General features: G+C 45.3%; 20 protein-coding genes. 6 read left to right on the top strand and 14 right to left on the bottom strand.

Features of this window, described 5'->3' with window-relative positions; translation table 11 throughout:
• Positions 1–149: 149 nt before the first annotated feature.
• From GT1_RS20460 to GT1_RS20450, 3 genes are all read right to left on the bottom strand, one after another.
• Complete coding sequence (locus tag GT1_RS20460; RefSeq protein WP_188400272.1) at positions 150–1,061, bottom strand: YafY family protein; 912 nt, start codon at positions 1,059–1,061, stop codon at positions 150–152.
• A gap of 224 nt (positions 1,062–1,285) precedes the next feature.
• A complete protein-coding gene (locus GT1_RS20455) occupies positions 1,286–1,621 on the bottom strand; it encodes a pyridoxamine 5'-phosphate oxidase family protein (protein ID WP_188400260.1) in 336 nt (111 codons plus the stop codon).
• A 94-nt stretch (positions 1,622–1,715) separates the two neighbouring features.
• The gene (locus GT1_RS20450) at positions 1,716–2,387 is read right to left on the bottom strand and encodes a Crp/Fnr family transcriptional regulator (RefSeq protein ID WP_188400259.1); all 672 of its coding nucleotides are present in this window, start codon (positions 2,385–2,387) and stop codon (positions 1,716–1,718) included.
• Positions 2,388–2,606: 219 nt separating this feature from the next.
• Here GT1_RS20450 and GT1_RS20445 point away from each other — a divergent pair, with 219 nt between their 5' ends.
• Positions 2,607–3,164 (top strand): DUF1638 domain-containing protein, encoded by a 558-nt coding sequence (locus GT1_RS20445; protein WP_223226403.1) that lies wholly within the window; start codon positions 2,607–2,609, stop codon positions 3,162–3,164.
• A gap of 149 nt (positions 3,165–3,313) precedes the next feature.
• On the top strand, positions 3,314–3,982 hold the full coding sequence (locus GT1_RS20440) for a flavodoxin family protein (protein WP_308507638.1): 669 nt from the start codon (positions 3,314–3,316) through the stop codon (positions 3,980–3,982).
• A 42-nt stretch (positions 3,983–4,024) separates the two neighbouring features.
• On the opposite strand, the gene GT1_RS20435 is transcribed toward GT1_RS20440, so the two are convergent.
• The 11 genes from GT1_RS20435 to GT1_RS20385 form a co-directional block, all read right to left on the bottom strand.
• Positions 4,025–5,137: a diguanylate cyclase gene (locus GT1_RS20435; RefSeq protein ID WP_188400257.1), complete on the bottom strand. Its 1,113-nt coding sequence runs from the start codon at positions 5,135–5,137 to the stop codon at positions 4,025–4,027.
• Between the two features lie 356 nt (positions 5,138–5,493).
• Positions 5,494–6,465, bottom strand: a complete 972-nt coding sequence (locus GT1_RS20430; protein WP_188400256.1) for an ABC transporter substrate-binding protein — start codon at positions 6,463–6,465, stop codon at positions 5,494–5,496.
• A gap of 75 nt (positions 6,466–6,540) precedes the next feature.
• Positions 6,541–7,752: a 2-hydroxyacyl-CoA dehydratase subunit D gene (locus tag GT1_RS20425; protein WP_158027046.1), complete on the bottom strand. Its 1,212-nt coding sequence runs from the start codon at positions 7,750–7,752 to the stop codon at positions 6,541–6,543.
• Between the two features lie 40 nt (positions 7,753–7,792).
• Positions 7,793–9,001: a 2-hydroxyacyl-CoA dehydratase family protein gene (locus GT1_RS20420; protein WP_188400255.1), complete on the bottom strand. Its 1,209-nt coding sequence runs from the start codon at positions 8,999–9,001 to the stop codon at positions 7,793–7,795.
• Between the two features lie 38 nt (positions 9,002–9,039).
• Entirely contained in the window at positions 9,040–10,059 is a 1,020-nt protein-coding gene (locus GT1_RS20415; protein WP_188400254.1) for an ABC transporter substrate-binding protein, read from the bottom strand.
• A gap of 37 nt (positions 10,060–10,096) precedes the next feature.
• Positions 10,097–10,978: an acyl-CoA dehydratase activase gene (locus GT1_RS20410; protein ID WP_188400253.1), complete on the bottom strand. Its 882-nt coding sequence runs from the start codon at positions 10,976–10,978 to the stop codon at positions 10,097–10,099.
• A gap of 33 nt (positions 10,979–11,011) precedes the next feature.
• Entirely contained in the window at positions 11,012–13,060 is a 2,049-nt protein-coding gene (locus tag GT1_RS20405) for a 2-hydroxyacyl-CoA dehydratase (RefSeq protein ID WP_188400252.1), read from the bottom strand.
• A gap of 57 nt (positions 13,061–13,117) precedes the next feature.
• A complete protein-coding gene (locus tag GT1_RS20400) occupies positions 13,118–14,002 on the bottom strand; it encodes an ABC transporter permease (protein ID WP_083945405.1) in 885 nt (294 codons plus the stop codon).
• The gene (locus GT1_RS20395; protein WP_188400251.1) at positions 13,999–14,856 is read right to left on the bottom strand and encodes an ABC transporter permease; all 858 of its coding nucleotides are present in this window, start codon (positions 14,854–14,856) and stop codon (positions 13,999–14,001) included. The genes GT1_RS20400 and GT1_RS20395 overlap by 4 nt, the downstream gene beginning before the upstream one ends.
• A 397-nt stretch (positions 14,857–15,253) precedes the next feature.
• On the bottom strand, positions 15,254–16,456 hold the full coding sequence (locus tag GT1_RS20390) for a threonine synthase (protein ID WP_188400250.1): 1,203 nt from the start codon (positions 16,454–16,456) through the stop codon (positions 15,254–15,256).
• Positions 16,457–16,488: 32 nt separating this feature from the next.
• Positions 16,489–16,854 (bottom strand): NifB/NifX family molybdenum-iron cluster-binding protein, encoded by a 366-nt coding sequence (locus tag GT1_RS20385; protein WP_188400249.1) that lies wholly within the window; start codon positions 16,852–16,854, stop codon positions 16,489–16,491.
• A gap of 322 nt (positions 16,855–17,176) precedes the next feature.
• Between GT1_RS20385 and GT1_RS20380 the strand changes: the two genes are divergently transcribed.
• Genes GT1_RS20380 through GT1_RS20365 form a run of 4 tightly spaced genes read left to right on the top strand, consistent with a single transcriptional unit; the run spans position 17,177 to position 20,167 of the window.
• Positions 17,177–17,842, top strand: coding sequence for an amino acid ABC transporter permease (locus GT1_RS20380; protein WP_075753732.1), 666 nt, complete (start codon positions 17,177–17,179; stop codon positions 17,840–17,842).
• Complete coding sequence (locus GT1_RS20375) at positions 17,823–18,500, top strand: amino acid ABC transporter permease (RefSeq protein WP_188400248.1); 678 nt, start codon at positions 17,823–17,825, stop codon at positions 18,498–18,500. The genes GT1_RS20380 and GT1_RS20375 overlap by 20 nt, the downstream gene beginning before the upstream one ends.
• Positions 18,501–18,533: 33 nt before the next feature.
• Positions 18,534–19,262, top strand: coding sequence for an amino acid ABC transporter ATP-binding protein (locus GT1_RS20370; RefSeq protein WP_188400247.1), 729 nt, complete (start codon positions 18,534–18,536; stop codon positions 19,260–19,262).
• A gap of 26 nt (positions 19,263–19,288) precedes the next feature.
• Positions 19,289–20,167: a cysteine ABC transporter substrate-binding protein gene (locus GT1_RS20365; RefSeq protein WP_075753726.1), complete on the top strand. Its 879-nt coding sequence runs from the start codon at positions 19,289–19,291 to the stop codon at positions 20,165–20,167.
• The last annotated feature ends 188 nt before the right edge of the window (positions 20,168–20,355 follow it).

The following is a 20,355-nucleotide window of genomic DNA, read 5'->3' as shown; positions in this document are numbered from 1 at the left end:
GTTCCTTGTCCCACTCGGATCCGATAGCTTTTCCTTTTGGGACAAGGAACCTGTCCCTGTGTCCCACACGCTATTCATTCAATACATCACCTTGTTATTTTTCTTTATTGTACACGAAGCAATAAGACAACAGTATGTCATATTTGAATTTATATTTCGTAAATTTTAAAAGCTTGCTTTAAGCGGTCTGCTATAATTTGGCGGACATGTTCCGGCTCCTGCACTTCAACAAAACTGCCAAGCGAGAGAATATAGCCATACAGCCATTCACCCTCCGGCACTACCGCTTCTAAGGTAAAACTGCCGTCGGCATTATGAGTAATAAGCGAGTCATCAAAATAATCGTAAAGCCGATTTAAGACCTTGGCCTGAAAACGCAGCTTCAATGAAACCAGCGACTGTTTTCCAGTCTTACTTTCCGCCTGTTGCGGCTGTGGCAATACTTGGGGCATAAATGTTTCTGTCAGGTTTTTTACATTCTTCATGCGTGAAAGCCGGAAGGTTCTTTGCGCCTGACGCTGCCGGCAGTAAGCTACTAAATACCAGGCATTGTCTTTAAAAAGCAGTTTTGCCGGTTCTGCCAAGCGGCAGCTTTTATGCCCTTCGCCGTTAACATAATCAAAACACAGAACCTGACGCTGCAGCATAGCTCGTTTTATATCGTTAAATTTGTTCTTGTCATTAGGTGCACTGCCCCACGCTGAAAAGTCGACTTCCACCCAGTCATGATCTGCTGCATGCTTGAATATAGCCCCCATTTTTTCCAATACCATATCCAATTCCGGATATTGCGTGGCCTGCAGCGTTTTAATGGCCAGCAACAAGTTCTCGCTTTCCTGCTCGGAAATCAGCGCCCTGTTTATTGCATAGTTTTCCAGGAGGTGTATGCCCCCGCCATTGCCCTTGTTTGTGTACACCGGCACGCCGGCAGCGGAAAGCACATCGATATCCCGGTAAATTGTCCTGGCGGAAACGCCAAAACGGCCGGCCAGTTCCTTAGCCGTAACCGATCCCTTATTAAGCAATATGATGGTTATTTCAAACAGCCTGTTCATTTTCATTTTTTTATCACCGCTACTATTATACTGCAAATAAGACATATTTTGTCCTATTTGCAGTATAAGCTCTCGCATATTGATATAGCAGCTTTTTCTTTTGGGACAAGAAACCCTGTCCCAAGAATTGATTGGCAGTGTCCGCCGCCGGAGTAAACATAAGATAAGGACAGTCAGAGGTATTCTGACTGTCCTTATCTTATGTCAATATCAAATTCATTATTAGACGCTTATAACAAAGCAGCAACTTGCTCAATGGAAAGTATAACTTCGTCGTTTTGAACCACTGCCTTGCCAGTAAAACGGTAACCTACCTTTCCTGAAACCACTGCCGCTTGCAAGCAGCCGGTTTCAGCCAAGTTTTGGCGCGTTGTTTCCATTTTGTACACACCAAAAACTAACTGGCTGTCATTGACTATATTCTTAGCTTTACCAACTACAATCAAATGGGGCACGCCGGCTTTGGAGACAGAGGTTAGGGCAATGAAAGGAGATGCCAAAATAGCCTCCTTCATTTCATTGGTAAGTGTAACAAGATTATTACTGGTTTTTAGCTCTTGATTCATGATTACCACTCCTCATTTTGTCGTTATTGGGCTATAGCACTATCATACCCGGTGATATGAGGATAAGCTGTCAAGTATTTAACAATTCTCAGAGCTAAAAACATTTATTTTTTAGAATATAATATCTTTTTTCCCGATAAAGATAATTTTTATCTGTCAATTCTTTTATAGATTGCGAAACCATAACTCTCGATGAACCAACCAATGCGGCAATTTCCTGCTGTGTTAATGGAATTGTAATCCGGATTCCGTTGGCACAAGCCTCACCGTGCTCCCGCGATAGGCGCAGCATTAAACTCAATATTTTCTCCAGAGTTGACTGCCTATTGGTTTCAGATACTTGCTCCCAAATAGTATATAGCCGGTTACCCAGATTTTTTATCATTTCCCAAGCCAAATCGGGTTGGTTTTTTATTATCTTCTCGAAAGTCCAACGATCAATACTGCAAACTTTAGCTTCTTCCAATGCAATTGCTGTTGCCAATTGAACGGCACCAGGTCTAAATAATGCTGTTTCCCCTAACAGCTCGCCTGTACCCATAATATGCAGGATTGACTCATTTCCGTCTTCTGTTATACGCGATAATTTAAACCGGCCTTCTTTGATAACATAAATATGATCTGCCTCATCTCCTTGTTGAAACAAAACTTGACCTTTCTTAATCTGTTGCTTATTAGTGGCAAAACAGATATGCTTAAAAAATTCTAAACTCAAACCGGAAAACAGCTCAATGTCACGTAAACATAAACATGGTTTGGTATTCATAATTCGTTTTCCAACCCTCAGCATCAATTTATTTTGAAACTCTTTTGAGAATAATGAAATCAGATTTATTTGTCATAATCTTCCCATTTTGTTAAATGGTTTACATCTTTTCAGTAGGTTATAAGTATATAATTAAAATCGCAAAGAGGCCTATGCCGCAGTGGTCGAATAGTCCGTATCCAACTATCCTAAATAATAAAAATAAGGGAGGTTATCCTGGTGACTAAACTATTGTGTTGTGAAATATTGCGTGCTGAAATCGATCAGCTTCTAAGAACAAAACAAAATGTTGAAATTCACTATCTCGAAGCAGGCTTGCACGCAGACTTAAAAAAAATGGAAACTTCTATAAAAACTGCATTAGATGAGATTGGCAGTAACGATGACGTGCTACTGGGCTTCGGCAGCATGTGCCATCCGGAACTGGAGCTCATCTCAGCTAATTACGGTGTAAATGTTCTAGCAGCAAAAAACTGCATTGAAATACTGCTTGGCGATAAATTAAAAGAGTTTGATGCCGAAGGCCGAACTTTCTATATAACAAGCGGCTGGCTGGAAAACTGGCGCAAAATATTTATCGGACAACTCAAATGGGATAAGATTGATGCACGTCAGAACTTTGGTTTCTACGAGCGTATTGTTCTGCTTGATACCGGTCTTATTCCTTTAGAAGATGAAGCTATATTGGAATTTTTCGAATACACTGAAGTGCCTATTGAGATTGTGCCAGTAGATCTTGATAATCTCAAAAAACTGCTTTTCACCCATCTGAAATAAGTGCCTGTCTTTTTTTACTGTAACTATTATTTTACCTTAAACAGACGTAAAAATCTGTAAACTGTTTTACAATTATTCAATTAATTATACTTCATCCGTTTTTTTAAAAAGTATGATTAAAATACATGCAATGAATCTATAAAAGGAGAATGATCCATATGAAAATACTAGGCATATCTGGAAGTCCTGTCATAAACAGCAATACCGACCGTTTACTATTGCAGGTGTTACGTGCAAGTAACTTGGAATTCGAATTTATAAAACTAAGTAATGTACATGTCCGGCCCTGTTTAGCCTGTAAAGCATGTGTTGAAGACAACATCTGTAAAATTAATGATGATTTTCCTGCTATAGCACAAAAAATGAGGGAAGCACAGGCAGTGGTAATTGGCGGCTATACGCCTTACAGACTGCTGGATGCCTTTACCAAAGCTTTTTTGGAAAGACTCTGGTCAATGAGACACTTGCATAGCCTAAACGAGAATAAATATGCTGTCACTATTGTTTCAGGCCTTTTTAAAGAAGTTAGAGCTGCAGCCCTCAACGCTATGGCGACAGAACTACAGATGGAAAGAATGCATCATGTAGCCGAGTTTGAGATTGAGGGTAATGTACCCTGTCTTACCTGTGGCTATGGCGATAATTGTAAGAATAGTGGCATACCCCACATATTTTCCCGGGAAATTAAGGCCTCCAAAGACCACTGTGTTGCTGTTGAAACACAGCCGGTGTGGGAGGAGGCCACAAAAACGGGGCAGTTACTCGGCCAGTTTCTCACAGGCAAAACTGATGGTATCCCCTGTATTAGGCATAATTAGTGGGACAAGGGACCTGTCCCCTCGTCCCACTATTATGGTTCATTAAAATTGAACAATTTGGTTGCGTCCGTTTCTTTTGGCTTGTAACAGGGCCTGGTCAGCCCGTTTAATTAACTTTTCCATATCGGCAAGTGTCTCCGGAATCATAGTGGCCGTCCCGATACTGATAGTATACTTAGGAATAGTTAAGTCACCGGCAGCACTTAGCAGTATTGCTGATTGGATCTTTTTCCCCATGATAAGTGCATCGCTGTCTGTGGTGTTGGGAGAAAAGATAATAAATTCTTCACCGCCGTATCTGCCGAATAAATCCTCCTTACGCAGGATGGCCTGCGTATCTTGGCTAAAATTAACCAATACGCTATCACCAACAGCATGTCCGTACGTATCATTGATAGCCTTGAAATTATCACAGTCGATCATAAATACTGTGACCGGCCTTTGCTGACGGATCATTAATGATAACAATTTTTCCGACATTTGCATGAACTGCGCCCGGTTATAAATGCCTGTTAGAAAATCTTTGGTAGCCGCTTCCTGCAATCTTATGTCAATAACTTCACGGCTCATTAGTAAAAATGACATTGTGCTTATCAACATATGTAAGTATATACTGATGAACGCAAACATTTGTGATAAAGAAAGGGAAAATGGCGCATGATTGGGTCCCAGCGAGAATGCATACAAAGCCCGTACAACCTGACAGGCGGCTAAAATCAAAAAAAACAATGCCACTACTCTGCGTAAGTTAGTACTATTGCTGCGAAAGAAAAGTCCGGCAGCCGCCACCAACGAATACACGGCTATGGACATAGCACTAATAAAAGCTCTGATGCCGATGTTAGCTCCTGCAAGATAAAGCAGCGCAAATCCCACAGCCAATCCGGCTGCCACTTGCAGCCAGCGTTTTACCACACTTTTCAGCGGCACTCTGTCGATATGAACAATACAACAGACTTCTAAGGCAATACCTAGAAAAACAAGCCCATTGCCCACAATAACAGAGAAGTCAACCGGCACTATCCCTCTAAAAAGTAATACGCCCGCACCTGAAGTTTGCAGCAGCTTTGCGTAGGTATAATACCGCATTAAGACTTCAAAACCGGTAGTCTTGGCGAATATAAGCAGCATCAAACACATAACGAGATTTCCCATAAATATCAAGAAATAAATTGTATATGTATCCAGTATAGGCAAATAACTCACCTCAGTCACTTAGTCATACTGCACTTTTTAATAGGCTATCTCCTTACACATAATACAATATTATTATGACTATTACCATACCGAAGGAACAAAGTTATCTGCGTTTATTTTATGTAAAATTATGCTTCCCAATTAGGGTAAAAAAAATAAAATGCCGGCGTTCCCTGCCAGGGGCTACGCCAGCATTTAGTCAATAGTAATCAACCAGTCAACATCATTTATAATTGCCTGTTACTTTCCAGGTATCCCGTACAACTGCCTGTTTCCAGTATGTCGACCAGCGCTTTGGATAAGTTAAAAATACACTATTTTTTTACCTGTTGATTAAATTCATTAGTATAAATTTGTTCCGGCTTAATACCGGCCTTGATCTCATTGAAGTCGGTAAGCAAATCAATCCAGACAGTAACTGTTTCTTCCAAAATCACAGCATCTTTAGCATAATAACCAGGTTTAATTGTCTTAGGATCAACCTTGGCTCTTTTAGCGGTAATTTCAATAGCTTTGTCCGGATTGGCATTGGCCCAGTTGTTGGTTTTTGCCACTGCGGCAACAAAACGTTTAACCACATCGGGTTTCTCTTTAATAAAGGTTTCGGAAAAATATGCCGGTGTCGCGCCGCCAATGGCTTCCCATACATCAAAATCGCTGAATAGAACGGTAAACTCGCCTCGCTCCTGGATGAAATCAGCGGTTTTGTGCATCATGGCCAAATCAATGTTTCCCTGGCGCAAAGCCTGATCCAGCTGCGCTTCAGGCATAACAATGACCTCCACCTTGCTTTTAGGATCAGCAATTCCTTGTTTTTTCATATAGGCATAGGGAGTGTATTCATTGCAGCCCCCGATAGTGGGTATGCCAATTTTTTTACCGACCATGTCCTGCGCGCTCTTTATCGGGCTGTTTTTAGTAACTACACCAACCATATGCGGGATGGCTTGGCTGGTCTCGGTATTTGCCGCAACCACCTTAATTTTTGCCCCGGCGGAAATCCCGGCAATGGTTCTGTTGACATGAGCACCGCCTACATCCAGTTTTCCCGCCACAACGGCGGCCACCAATTGCGGGGAAGGCACAACACCGGCGTATTCAAGTTTTATCCCTTGCTCGGCAAAAAAGCCAAGTTCATCCCCCACATAATAAATTGACGGACTTGTCGGCGCATTAGGAGTGGCCACCCGAATAACATCAACTCGTTTTCCGCCGCTTTCCGTATTGGTATTTGCCTGCTTTTTGGCACATCCGGTCAATGCCAGCATGAAAATAACCAATACCATCGCAGCAAGCCGCAAACAATTCCTGTGTTTTTGTTGCAAATTGCATCACATCCTTCTTCTGCCCTGCTGGTGCTATTAAGCAAGCATTTCCACGAAGGCTTTTACTCTGGTCAATACCTGGCCACTGGGTGATCCGGTCTGGAAGGACCCCTCCAGGTTAATGCTTGGTATGCCTTTTTCATGAAAATATTTGCGCCACATTTCCCTGTCAACACTGGCGAACGAACAACCGATATAGCCGTACAGGATTATTCCCCGGGCATTTAGTTTGTCAACTTCATGTTCCAGTACATTACGCGCATACACGCCGGCACCGGCGCCGGCATTGTCATATACCCATCTGGCCAGCGACTCTACCGGCGCAACATCTTCCCGGTACAGCTTGAAAGGAACGCTGCGCAAGCCTAAGAGCGCACCGCCTGCCTGGTCGATAGCCTCATAGATGCCAAATTCCTGACCGGTTCCGCCGGCCCAGACCAGTGGGATAACCTTCTTTAGATCGTCTTGATTAACCGGCTTATTTTGCAGTTCTGCGATTAATAAATCAATGGCCGCCTCATATTCTTCCGGTTTGCCAAAATAGTTGTTCAGGCCGATGTTAAGCATCAGGATGGTTGCCAGACTGCGTACATAAAATGGATGCTGCCGCCGTAATTCCAAAACCGTCCTTAGCTTATTCAGCAGGCGATTTTTACGCTGAATTTCAAATCTGAGCTTATCTTCGTCAATTTTCCGGCTGCCGGTAAGCCATTCGGCCACATCATAGATCTGCTCAATGAAAAACTGCACCAAATCCTCCAGACGTTTGCCTGCCACCGTAGGTCCGCGGTAGACCACGTCATTGTTATACACATCATAGCCTTCCCGTTTCATGATCTCCCAGGCCAGATTGTAGGGTTCGCAGGCCGAGCTATTGCCGAGAATGCGGTTGATGGTACTGGTGTTGCGACGCAGATGCCACTGCCCTACCGTACATTTCACCATAGAGCAGGTTTCTGCCGGAAACTGGTAATAGTCTTCAGCAATCAGCATAACCTCTTTATCGCTTAACCGCCCCATCTCACTAAAGGCTACCGGGATGGTATCGCAGGCATAAATCACCGGTACTTCCCAGCCATAGGCGTTGCTCCAAACGGCTTTCTTCCGTCCCTCCCGGTACGCCTTTTCCGCATCAGGCACATATGCCTCAGACAAATCCAATAGCTTGTTGACAGCCGGCGAATAGCTATGCACCTTTTTACAATAATCAACATACTCACGCTGGCTTTGAATGTCTTCTATCTCCACAACCATCCTCCTTGATCAAGGTATTTTATAATCTTCCCGTCTAGGCCAGCATTTCGACGAAGGCTCTGATTCTTGTCAGAATTTGCCCTGTAGGCGGTCCTACCTGGAAGGTGCCTTCAATGTTGATACTAGGGAAGCCCTTTTTATGAAAATAGTCCCGCCACATTTCCCTGGCAACACTGCCATAAGAGCAGCCAAGATAACCGTAGAGAACCAGGCCTCTGGCTTTCACTTTTTTCAGTTCCTGTTCAATAACCTTTTGTACATAAATGGAAGCTCCGGCTTCCTGATTTCCCAGCACATGGCGGGCTAATGCCTCCACCGGCGGCAATGTTTCATCATAATTGTTAAAAGGATAGCCCCGGAAACCGAGCAATGCACCGCCGGCCTGATCAATGGCTTCATAAATGCCAAATTCCTGTCCGGCACTGCCGACCCAAACCAGGGGAATGACTTTATCCAGGTCGCGCTGATTAACAGGCGCTGTCTCCAATTCCCTGATCAAGTCATCCAGCACGGCCTCGTATTCGGCCGGTTTGCCAAAATAGGTATTTAAGCCTGTGAGCAGATAGATGGAAGGAAGGCTGCGCATATAATAAGGATGTTTCAGCCTGAGTTCCAGCACTTTCCGGACTTTGGCAATCAAGCGGTTCTTGCGCAGAATCTCAATTTTTAATTTGTCTTCATTGATCTCTTTACTGCCTGTCAGCCACTGGGCTGTTTCGTAAATTTGTTCAATCAGGAACTGTACTAACTGTTCCAGCCGCTCCCCCTTTACGCCAGGGGCCCGGTAAACCACATCAATGGCATGAACATCATAGTCCTCCTTTCGCATTAGTTCCCAGGCCAGATTGTAAGGTTCGCAGGCCACACTGGCGCCAATAATCCTTTTGATACCAGTGCCACGGCGTTTGTGCCACTGACCAACCGTGCACTTTACCATTGAGCAGGTTTCTTGTGGGAACTGATAGTAGTCTTCAGCAATTGTGACTGACTCCAGGTCACTTAACCGGCCCATCTCACTAAAAGCCACCGGAATAATATCGGAAGCATAGGCCAGCGGAATCTCCCAGCCGCTCGCCCGCGACCAAACGGCGTTAATCTTCCCCTCCGCATAGGCCTTTTCGGCATCATAAACATAAGAGGTGGACAGGTCTAACAGCTTGCCGATAGCCGGTGAATAGTGATGAACTTCCTCTTTACTGTAGATGAGATAATCTCTTGGACTTTGAATGTCCTCAATATCCATGATGTATTCCTCGCTTTCCCAAGCATCTGTTGTTAAAACTATTTCTGGGCGTATGGATTAAATTCGTTGGTAAAAATCTGCTCCGGTTTCACATCATTTTTTATTTCACCGAATTCTTTCAATAAATCAATCCAGATACCGGCCGTTTCCGGTTGAATGAGACCTTTAGGAGCAAAATAACCGGTGCGCAGTAATTTGGGATCAACCTTGGCTCTTTTTACCGTAATATCAATAGCCTGTTGTTGATTGGTGTCAGCCCAGTCATTGGCCTTAGCCACCGCCTTGACAAAACGCCTGACCACATCAGGTTTTTCTTTGATGAATTTTTCCGAGAAATAGAAAGGCGTGTTACCGCCAACTGTGCCAAAAACATCATAGTCGGTAAACAGTACTTTGAGACCGCCGCGTGCTAATAAAAAACCGGGGTTTTTGTGAAAACCGGCTACATCAATGTTACCTTGCCGCAAGGCTTGCTCAAGATTTGCTTCCGGCATAACAATGACTTCAATCTTGCCTTTCGGTGAGTCTATGCCGTTTTGTTTCAGATAGGCATAGGGGGTGTACTCGTTGCAGCCGCCAATGGTGGGAATACCGACTTTTTTGCCTACCATATCCTGAGCACTTTTCACCGGACTATTGTCTAAAGTCACATACACCATATGCGGTATTTCCCGGGTAGTCTCGGTGCCGGCTACCACGGCTTTGATCTTGGCACCTGCCGAAATACCGGCAATCGTTCTGTTAATATGCGCGGCACCGACATCAATCTTGCCGGCGACTACTGATGCAACTAACTGTGGCGACGGTACCTTCCCCACGTATTCAAGCTGAATGCCTTCTTCGGCAAAATAGCCTAGTTCTTCCGCAATCATATAGATATCCGTCCGGGTTATATCGCCGGGGCTGGGAACCCTTATGATATCAGGCTGCTTACCTGAGCCGGCGGTCGGTTGCGTCTCCTGCTTGTTCGAGCAGCCAAACACAGATAGTGACAGTGCCAAAAGTACGATAGTAATAATCATCCTTGTTTGCCGATTGCTTTTTAAGTGAGTTTTCATTTCAACGCCCCCATATGTGTTTGCTTGCCTGCTGTTGTTAACTGGCTGAAGCTGATAATTCTTCTTTTTCAGCATTTGCCAGTGCCAGATTTTTTTGCGCAATAACGGCTCCGCCCAGCGCCCCGGCATAAATGGTATCTAACCTGACTTCACTAATGGCATGGCCTAATACTTCCTCTACCGCCTTTTTCATGCCGGCATTATTGGATACCCCGCCGGTAAATACTAAATCCGGCTCCAGCCCAATCCGGTTAAATAGGTTGCGAATGCGGCGGGCGGTGGCAATATGAATACCGGCGGCAATATCGGCCCGCTTTTCGCCTTTGGCTTTCAGCGAGATAACTTCCGATTCGGCAAATACTACACACTGGCTGCTGATATCTGACGGTTTGGTGGCTTTGAGCGCTTCATGCCCCAATTCTTCTGTTGTCAGATCCAGCAGCTGGGCTACTTTTTCCAAAAACCGGCCGGTACCGGCGGCACATTTGTCATTCATAATGAACTCCACTACTTTGCCGTTTTTGGGGTCTACCCGAATCGCCTTTGAGTCTTGTCCGCCAATGTCGACAATAGACCTTACATTGGCATTAAGCACATGAGCCCCCATGGCATGGCAAGAGATTTCTGTCACAATTTTGTTGGGAATATCACCAAAATTAAGCGATATCCGGCCATATCCCGTACCGACAATATACTGAATATCCGAATGTTTCAAGCCGGTCTGTTTCAGTAGGACAGCAAACAGTTTGTCGGCAGTTTGCTGGGTAAATACAGCAGTTGGTGTAATGGCGGTGTACAGCTTGCCTTCAGCAAGCAAGACGGCTTTGCCGGTACGGGAACCAATGTCCATACCAATAACTACATCATTGGTAAAAGTAGAAACCAGTTTTTTATCAATAACATCCACTATTTTTGTCATTTTTGTTCACTCCTTCTATTTCCGGCATTATCCTTACGCCGACTGGGAATTTTTCCGTCCTGCCCCGGTGGTAACGCCTCTTCTTTCGCCCAACACCTCGATAAAGGCTTCCAGTCTGGTTTTGAGCTGTCCCTGATCACTGGCCGAATAGTCTATCGGCACTTCCAAAACCGGTATGCCGAGTTTTTGATAATGCCGGAAAAACTCATGCTTGATCTGACCATAGCACGGGCAGAATTTGAGATACACATACAGAATCCCGTCTGCCTTATACTCCTGTGCCAAATCACCGGAAATGACAACCCTTTCCTGCAGCGGTTTCATCCGGGTGCAAGGTGATTGGTCCAGATACCCTTCGGCTAAGGCCTGATAGGGGTCCCCTGCCTCGCTAATCTGGAAACTTACATTGCGGGAGCCGGTGCAATGGTCTTCGATGACCACCCTGGCCCCTACAGTATCTTCGATGAGTTCCAGGAGGCGCCGGTCGCCGTCGGCTACAATCCCCCCCGCCATCATCAGCCTGATGGGTTTCGCCCCTTGGTCAGGCACGGCAGACAGGGTGTCATACAGCTCCTGGTACAAAATCAGCAGTTCTTCAGGCGGTAAGTAGTAATAGGCTTTAATCAGATCCAGGAAATCCTTGCCTTTGAGCGGCGGGTTATCCCGTTTGCGCAAATCCGAAATTTGCTTTAATACCGCCCGTACTTGGTTATAGATTTTAATTTGTTCCCGCACTTCTTCCTCGGTTATGGTATGGCCGGACAGTTTTTCCAGGTCTTCCTTGAAATTTAAAATCTCGGTCCGGTAATATCCCCGCGAGGACTCTTTATGCCGCAGGCGGGGCAGGATGTAGATATCGGCCGGTGTAAAGAAGTCCCCGATGGCTTCGCCTACCTTCTTTATGCAGTCGCAGGTATAGAAGGTATACACTTTATCCAGGGATTTATATAAAGGATCCCCTTCTTTGAATGCTCCCAGAATGCTCTTGGTGAAATCGCAGAATACGCTTTGGGTGATTTGCTCGCCACTGGCAACCACTTCGGTGTTGCCCATCTTAAACAGTCTTACTTGATTCACACCGGCCGCATTAATGAGTTCCAGCGGTGTATAAGTGCACAGATAACCCACTTTCTTTTTCCCGTCGGCACCGGTAATAATGGTCTCCTGCTGCTTGGCTATCCGGTTTTCCAGTTCAGTCAGCTCCAGCGAAAAACCACTGCCGCTTTCCTGGCTGTCGCGCCCTCCTGCCGCCAGATAATGCTGCGCATGTACAGCGGCCCCCAGGGCACCGGCATATATGGCGTCCAGTTTAAATTCGCTGATAGGATGTTCCAGCAGATCTTCAATGGCTTTTTTCATGCCGACATTGTTAGAAACACCACCGGAGAAAGCCAGCCCCGGTTCAAGTCCGATACGGCTTAACAGGTTGCGCACCCGCCGGGCGGTAGCCAGGTGAATACCGGCGGCAATGTCTTCCTGCGTAGCGCCTTTGGCTCTGAGCGAGATTACTTCCGATTCGGCAAACACCACGCACTGGCTGCTGATTTCTGACGGCTTAGTGGCTTCAAGTGCAACCTTTCCCAGCTCACTTAAATCCAGGTCTAAGAGCTGAGCTACTTTTTCCAGGAAGCGGCCGGTACCGGCGGCACATTTGTCGTTCATGACGAATTCTACCACCCGGCCTGTTTCCTGATCGACTTTAATGCCCTTGGAGTCCTGGCCGCCAATATCAATAATGGTTTTAATCCCGGCATTAAGGTAATGCGCTCCCATGGCATGGCAGGAAATTTCGGTCACAATCTGGTGGGGTATTTCCGGGAAATGCATAGCTACCCGGCCATAGCCGGTACCGACGATATAGCTAATATCCGCCCGTTTCAGGCCGGATACCTCCAGCAATTCTGCCAATAGTTCATCCGAGGTTTCCTGCATGTCGATGCCGGTGGGGGTTTGGGCAGTAAATAATTCACCGCCGGTGAATAATACCGCCTTACCTGTCCTTGAGCCAATATCGATTCCCACCACCGTGGCTCCGGTAATAGCAGGAATTAGGGTTTGATCAATTACTTCCTCTATTTTCATAGGTATTCGCTCCTTCGTTTTATTGGTTTGCTGTCCAAAGCCGGCATTTCTCCGCCATCAGGCAGTTTCCGCCGTGCCTTTCCAGCGGGTAAGATAGCTTTCCAGTGTTACAATCAGATAGTTGACCGACATCCCCAGCATCATTAGTACCAAAATGCCGGCATACATTTTTTCCGGCTGATATTTGTGCTGGGCATCAAAGATTAAAAAACCCAGTCCGGCGCTGGCACCCAGCATTTCTGCCGCCACTAATATAATGAGCGAGCGGGTGGCGCTAATTCTGAGTCCGGTAAGAATGGACGGTACGGCTGCCGGTAATATAACATGAATAAACAAACCCAGCCGGGACATAGCCATGGAGCGTGCCGCCTTTACCAGCAAAGGGTCAACGGTTTTAACTCCCTCGATGGTATTAATCAAAATCGGCCAGATAGAGCCCCAAAATATAATGCCGATTTTAGATACTTCGCCTAATCCAAAAACCAGGATAAATACCGGATACAACGCCAGTGTCGCCGTATTCCGGCAAATTTGCATCAACGGGTCGACAATTTTTTCTACCCGTTTAAACCATCCCATAAAAATCCCCAGCGGAATGGCCAGGCTAACTGCCACAAAAAATCCCATAAGCGAACGTTGAAAACTTGCCAGCGCATGGGTAAGCAATTCACCTGACAAGATAAGTTCCAGCAGCCCTTGAATAACAGCACTAAAGGCGGGTAAGCTGCGGGGATCAATCACTCCTGTTGATGGCAATACCTGCCATATCGCAACAATAAAGCCAATAGCAATTACCCTTTTCAGGATTTTCCACCCTTTTTCCCGGTATGCATTTACCACGATTTCACCTCCTTTTTTCTCTGCAACCGCTGGCTTAACTTGCGCTTTCGCCAACACACCACCTGTCTGCCAAAAGCGCTGACAGGTTGCAGCCAGCCTCATTCATTAGCCACTTTTTCTTTCCAGCCTGTCAGGCGTTTCTCTAAGGCGACCAGCAAATAATTGACGGTAACACCGAAAAGCGACATGGTAATGATACCCGCATACATCTCGGGTACCGCATACCGTTCTTCAAAGTAAAAAATCATGAATCCCAGGCCTGCATTAGCGCCAATCATTTCGGCGGCCACCAATACTAAAATCGAACTGGCCGCACTCAGTCTGACACCGGTTAATATTGAGGGCAGCGCTGCCGGTGCAATTACCTTATATAGCAGCGTCAGCTTAGATACGCCCATAGAACGGGCTGCCTTGATCAAAAGCGGATCGGTATTTTTTACGCCGGAAATAGTATTAAGCAGAGACGGCCAAATGGTTCCCCAGATAATAATGGCCATTTTAGAAACCTCCCCAATGCCAAAGAGCAATAAAAAGACCGGATATAAAGCCAATACAGAAGAATTACGGCAAGCCTGCACCAAAGGATCTACCACTTCCTCCAGTTTGCTATACCATCCCATGAAAATTCCCAGGGGAATGGCTATCCCGATGCCAATAAAAAAACCGGCAGCCGAGCGGGTAATACTAATGGAAAAATGTTTAAAGATTTCTCCGGTCATAACTAAATTAAACAAACTATGGATTACCTCACTAAAGGGCGGCAGAAGAAATGGATCAATAAGTTCCAGGCGAGGGGTAAGTTCCCAGATAAGCACCACCAGGATAATACCCATGGTTTTTTCCAATATATTTACTACCGGCGCAAGCGGTATTCTGGAAAACCAGCCTGGCTTGGGCTTCGCCTCCCATTTAGCCCGATACGCTCTGCGGAAATTACTGACTACATATTCAATCATCCAAACCACACCTCCTTAAAATGAACTTCACCTGCTATTTGCTATAGCAATAGCATAAATAAAAAGCTGAAAACGCGTATGTGCGTCTCCAGCTTATTAACCGGTCAACTTATCCATGTGTTTCCTTATACTATTGTCAACCCCATACCGGATTTGCCAGCCTAATGCTATCAGGCATTCGGTTACCCGTCTCTTTGCTGAAATATAAAAGGCCAAAGTTCATGTTATGAACTTTGGCCTTCAGTTTGCTATCTGATCAGCGCCAAACTTATAATGGCCCCAGAAACGAGGAGTGCCATATCTGTGGAACCAATACTAACATATTGTTCCAGCTGTGTCAATAGATAAAATGTTATCTTTGTAATTATTTGTTCTTCTCAAAAAGAAGCTCATCTGTTCATACTGGAATGTCTTGCTCCGGCTCAAGCACAGGCACAGCCACCTGAACGGTATCAGGATACTTCAAACCGGCACCGGTATTGAGCAGAACCACCTTCTCACCAGGTTTAATCCAGCCGCTCTCACGCAGCTTTTTTGCAGCGGTATAGTTTGCCGCACCTTCCGGGCAAACAAACGCACCTTCCGCCGCTGCCAATTCGGCCTGATCTTTGAGTATGGCTTCATCAGTAACCGCAACAGCACAGCCGTTGGTCTGATAGATGGCGTCAAGAACCAGAAAATCCCCCAGGGCTTTGGGTACTGTAATACCGAAAGCAACGGTTGACGCGTTGTTCCAGAATTCGGATGCCGTCTTTTTCTCTTCCCAGGCTTTAACGATAGGCGCACAACCCTCTGCCTGGACAGCCACCATCCGGGGCATTTTGTCGCCAATCCAGCCAAGCTGCTGCAATTCGCGGAAGGCTTTATAGATGCCAATCAGACCAACACCGCCACCGGTTGGGTACAAGATAACGTCAGGCACTTCCCAGTTTAGCTGCTCGGCAATCTCCAGGCCCATGGTCTTTTTGCCCTCAATACGATACGGTTCTTTCAGGGTGGAAGCATCCATACAGCCTAATTTCGCCACAGCCCGGCCGACAATTTTACCGGCATCACTGATTAATCCGTTTACTAAATATAACTTGGCACCGGCAATTGCACATTCATTGCGGGTAATCACGGGGGCATCCACCGGCATAACGATATACGCATCAATATCCGCCTTTGCAGAATAGATTGCCCAGGAAGCGCCGGCATTGCCATTTGTCGGCATCGCCAGAGATTTTACTCCCAATTCTTTGGCCCTTGAAACACCTACTGCTGCACCGCGTGATTTGAAGGTGCCGCTGGGGATAATACCCTCATCTTTCAAATAGAGTTCAACGCCCAGCTTGTTGCCCAGCTTATCAAGCGCAAGCAGCGGGGTCATTCCCTCACCGAAAGTCACTTTATACTTATCGTCAACAAGCGGCAGCAATTCACGATACCGCCATAAATCCGGCTTACGGCTGACTAAGTCTTCTTTTTTCAAATTCGCTTTTACCTTGTTTAAATCATATCTGACTAATAGCGGTGCGCCGCATTCAGGGCACAACTGAGTAATTTTATGGGGATCATGTTTAGCGCTACATTTAGGGCATTCCAGATGAGACATATACATTACTGCACCAACTCCTTCTAATTTTAAGACAATTAACTGCCTTCAACCGGGCTGCGGACAAGCTTGCTGCGAATATACTTGCCTCTTTTACCATACGATACCAATGCTTTATCAACCGGCCCGGTAATTTCCAAAGCAAACACTCCTTTTGCCAGCAGTTCCACTTCGGCCTGCGGGCCAATGCGGGCGATGAGTACCGCCTCAATATCGTCAAGCAGCTCAGCAGCATAACCGGCAGTATGCTTATGATCAGTTTGTATTGCCGGCAAAACCTCCCGGCGTTCAAGCAAATGGTATGTTCCTTGCTCATTTACCTCATAAATCCAAAACTCTTTTGCTCTGCCAAAATGCTCATTGATGCTTACCCCATCGGTACTGGCAACCGCTACTTTGGCCATGTTTTATCACCTCGCGCTTTATTTGGCAGTAAGTCTAAAAAACATAAAAAGACAGATCTTTCCTCAAGGGAAAAATCTGTCTCCGGTTTATCCAGTCAACAAATAGTCACTTATATTTTGTATTTATTGTAGACCCAAATGCAAAGGATGTCAATGTAAAAATACCCTTGACATACACTTTTAGTTGGGCTATACTTTTAAAAAAATACATATATGTGCTGATCAGATATACTGAAGGCCAAAGTTTCTTTATTTTTAAAGGAACTTGGTCTTTTTTTGTTTGGCAGACAAGTAACGCGAAACAGAAAAGAGTGGTACATTCATGAATATTAATTGGGAATTCATCATCAGCAGTTTGCCGTTATATGAAAAGGCAGCCTGGCTAACCCTAAAGCTGGCTTTCGCCGGGATAGCCGCCTCTTTATTCATTGGGCTGCTTTGCAGTATTGTCTTATATTATAAGACCAAAGGACTGGAACCATTGGTGCGGGCTTATATAGAGGTTTCCCGTAATACTCCATTGCTCATTCAGTTATTTTTCTTGTACTACGGAGTGACAAAACTAGGGTTTATGCTGAGCGAACAGACTTGCGCCATTGTCGGCTTGTCGTTTTTGGGTGGCAGTTATATGGCAGAAGCATTTCGCGCCGGCATCCAATCGGTAAGCAAGTCACAAATTGAATCAGGCCTTAGTATCGGGCTTTCCAATATGCAGCTCATCCGCTATGTCATTTTGCCGCAGGCATTTTCGGTAACCCTGCCCTCCTTGGGCGCAAACTGTATATTTTTATTAAAAGAAACCTCGATTGTCGGCGTCATCGCCATACCGGAGCTTATGCACTTAACGCAGGATCTGATCGGAATGTATTATCAGACCTTCGAATCACTGCTAATGCTGATCGTGGCTTATCTCATTCTGCTGCTGCCGTTATCTGTCTTTTTGTCCTGGCTGGAAAGGAGAGTACGTTATGCTGAATTCGGGAATTGAAGTTCTGTTTGAAGGAATTAATATGCAACGCTTGTTCGGCGGTTTATTAATAACAGCCCGGATCGCGTTTATCTCCATTATCCTTGGCTCGTTTTTCGGGATAATCCTTGGTTTAGTCAGGACATCAAAATCAAATATTATCCGCTGGCTATGCCGGCTGTATCTGGAAGTCTTTCGGATCATACCCATTCTGGTCTGGCTGTTCATCGTTTATTTCGGCGTTACCGTTTTACTGGATATCCATTTAGATGGTGAGCTGGTTGCCGTTCTGGTATTCAGCCTGTGGGGCGCTGCCGAAATGAGTGACATTGTGCGAGGCGCTTTAGAGTCTTTGCCAAAACATCAAATCGAATCAGGCAAGGCGCTTGGCCTTAGTTTCTGGGGACTTTACCGCTATGTGCTAATACCGCAAGCCGTACGGCGTCTGCTGCCTGGTGCGATGAATTTATCGACAAGAATGATCAAAACCACTTCACTGGTCGTTATGATTGGTGTTATTGATGTCGTGAAAGTTGGGCAGCAGATTATTGAAAGGTCACTTTTACAAGCACCTACCGCTTCCTTCTGGGTATATGGTTTCATTTTCTTGATGTACTTCATTATTTGCTATCCTCTGTCGAGATTATCCAAAAAATTAGAAACCAAATGGGAAAGTTAGGGGTGCATTATTATCAAAGAAACTACTCAGGCTTTGCTTGAAATAAAGGGATTGCATAAGACCTACGACAACCAGGTAACGGTATTGGACAATATTGATCTTACCATTCATAAAGGCGAAGTTGTTGTCATTTTAGGACCGTCAGGCTGTGGCAAGAGTACCCTGCTTAGATGTCTTAACGGCCTCGAAGCTATTCAAGGAGGTGAAATCAAGCTTTCAGGTAAGAACATTGCCGGCAAAGATGCAAATTGGCAGGAAATCCGCCAGCAAATCGGCATGGTTTTTCAAAATTATGATTTGTTTCCCCATATGACAGTTTTGGAAAACATTCTTCTCGGTCCTTTAAAAGTGCAAAAAAGAGAAAAAAAGGAGGCGGTGGAACAAGCCCGGCAATTATTGGACAGGGTGGGCTTGCTTGACCGGCAGGATTCCTATCCCCGTCAGCTTTCCGGCGGACAGAAGCAGCGAATTGCCATTGTGCGCGCCTTGTGCATGAATCCCGAAATTATGCTCTTTGATGAAGTTACCGCTGCCCTTGACCCTGAGATGGTACGCGAGGTGCTGGATGTTATCTTAGGCCTTGCCAGCCAGGGAATGACCATGGTCATTGTGACCCACGAGATGGGGTTTGCCAAAGCGGTAGCTGACCGGATCGTATTTATCGATGCCGGGAAAATATGTGAAACCGCCACGCCGGATGAATTCTTTTCTAATCCCAGGACTGAGCGTGCCCGGCAATTTTTAAATATATTCCAGTATTAAAATAAGGTAAAATGAAAGGATGATCTATCGTGAATGTAAGGAAAATTATTGCGTTAGTCTTCGGTACCCTATTCTTAGTCGGAATCCTGGCCGGATGCGGCTCATCTACCTCAACAGACGCTAAACAGGAAGGTACACAAACAGCAAATAAGAGCAGTGTTGAGGAAATCAAAAAACGCGGTACCATTAAAATCGGCATCTTCGGCGACAAACCTCCTTTCGGTTTTGTCGATGCCAATGGCAAAAATCAGGGCTTTGATGTATACATCGCCAAGAGACTTGCCAAGGACCTGCTAGGTGATGAAAATAAAATCGAGTTCGTATTGCTCGAACCGGCCAGCAGAGTGGAGTATTTGCAAACCAACAAGGTTGACATTGTTTTAGCTAACTTTACCGTCACGGAAGAAAGAAAGCAAAAGGTTGATTTTGCCCACCCGTACATGAAAGTTGCCATTGGTGTAGTTTCAGCAAAAGACGCACCCATTACCTCTGTTGAGCAATTAAAAGGCAAAAAGCTGATTATTATTAAAGGCACCACTGCTGAAACCTATTTCACCAAACATCACCCGGAGGTTGAACTGTTAAAATTCGACCAAATCACTCAAGCCTTTGAAGCACTAAAAGATAAACGCGGTGTTGCGTTGTCACAGGATAATACCTTATTATTTGCCTGGGCCAAAGAAAACGCCGGTTTTACGGTAGGCATTTCAACACTGGGCAGTCTTGATACCATCGCTCCGGCAGTTAAGAAAGGTAACAAAGACCTGCTTGACTGGATTAATAAAGACATCGAAGCCCTTGCTAAAGAAAACTTTATCCACAAAGCTTATGAGGCAACCTTAAAACCTGTTTACGGTGATTCCATTAATCCGGAAGACATTGTCATCGAGGGTGGAAAACTGTAATCCTTGTCAGCCGAAAAATAGGGGCATGTTGAAATGAAAGTTTCAACATGCCCCTTTCTGTGCCTTGAAAGGCCTTGTTTATCGGTACTAACCCGCTCTAAGTGCCTGGATAGAGGGCACAGAAAATTTTGTGTAAATAAGTTTGAAACATCTTCCTTACTGGCAAGAATAGGAATAAACCTATTTGA

The sequence above is a fragment of the Sporomusa sp. GT1 genome (genome assembly GCF_014634905.1).
Classification (GTDB): Bacteria; Bacillota; Negativicutes; order Sporomusales; family Sporomusaceae; genus Sporomusa; species Sporomusa sphaeroides.
Note: the sequence above shows the minus strand (reverse complement) of the source record. Positions and strands in the feature narration are given on the sequence as shown.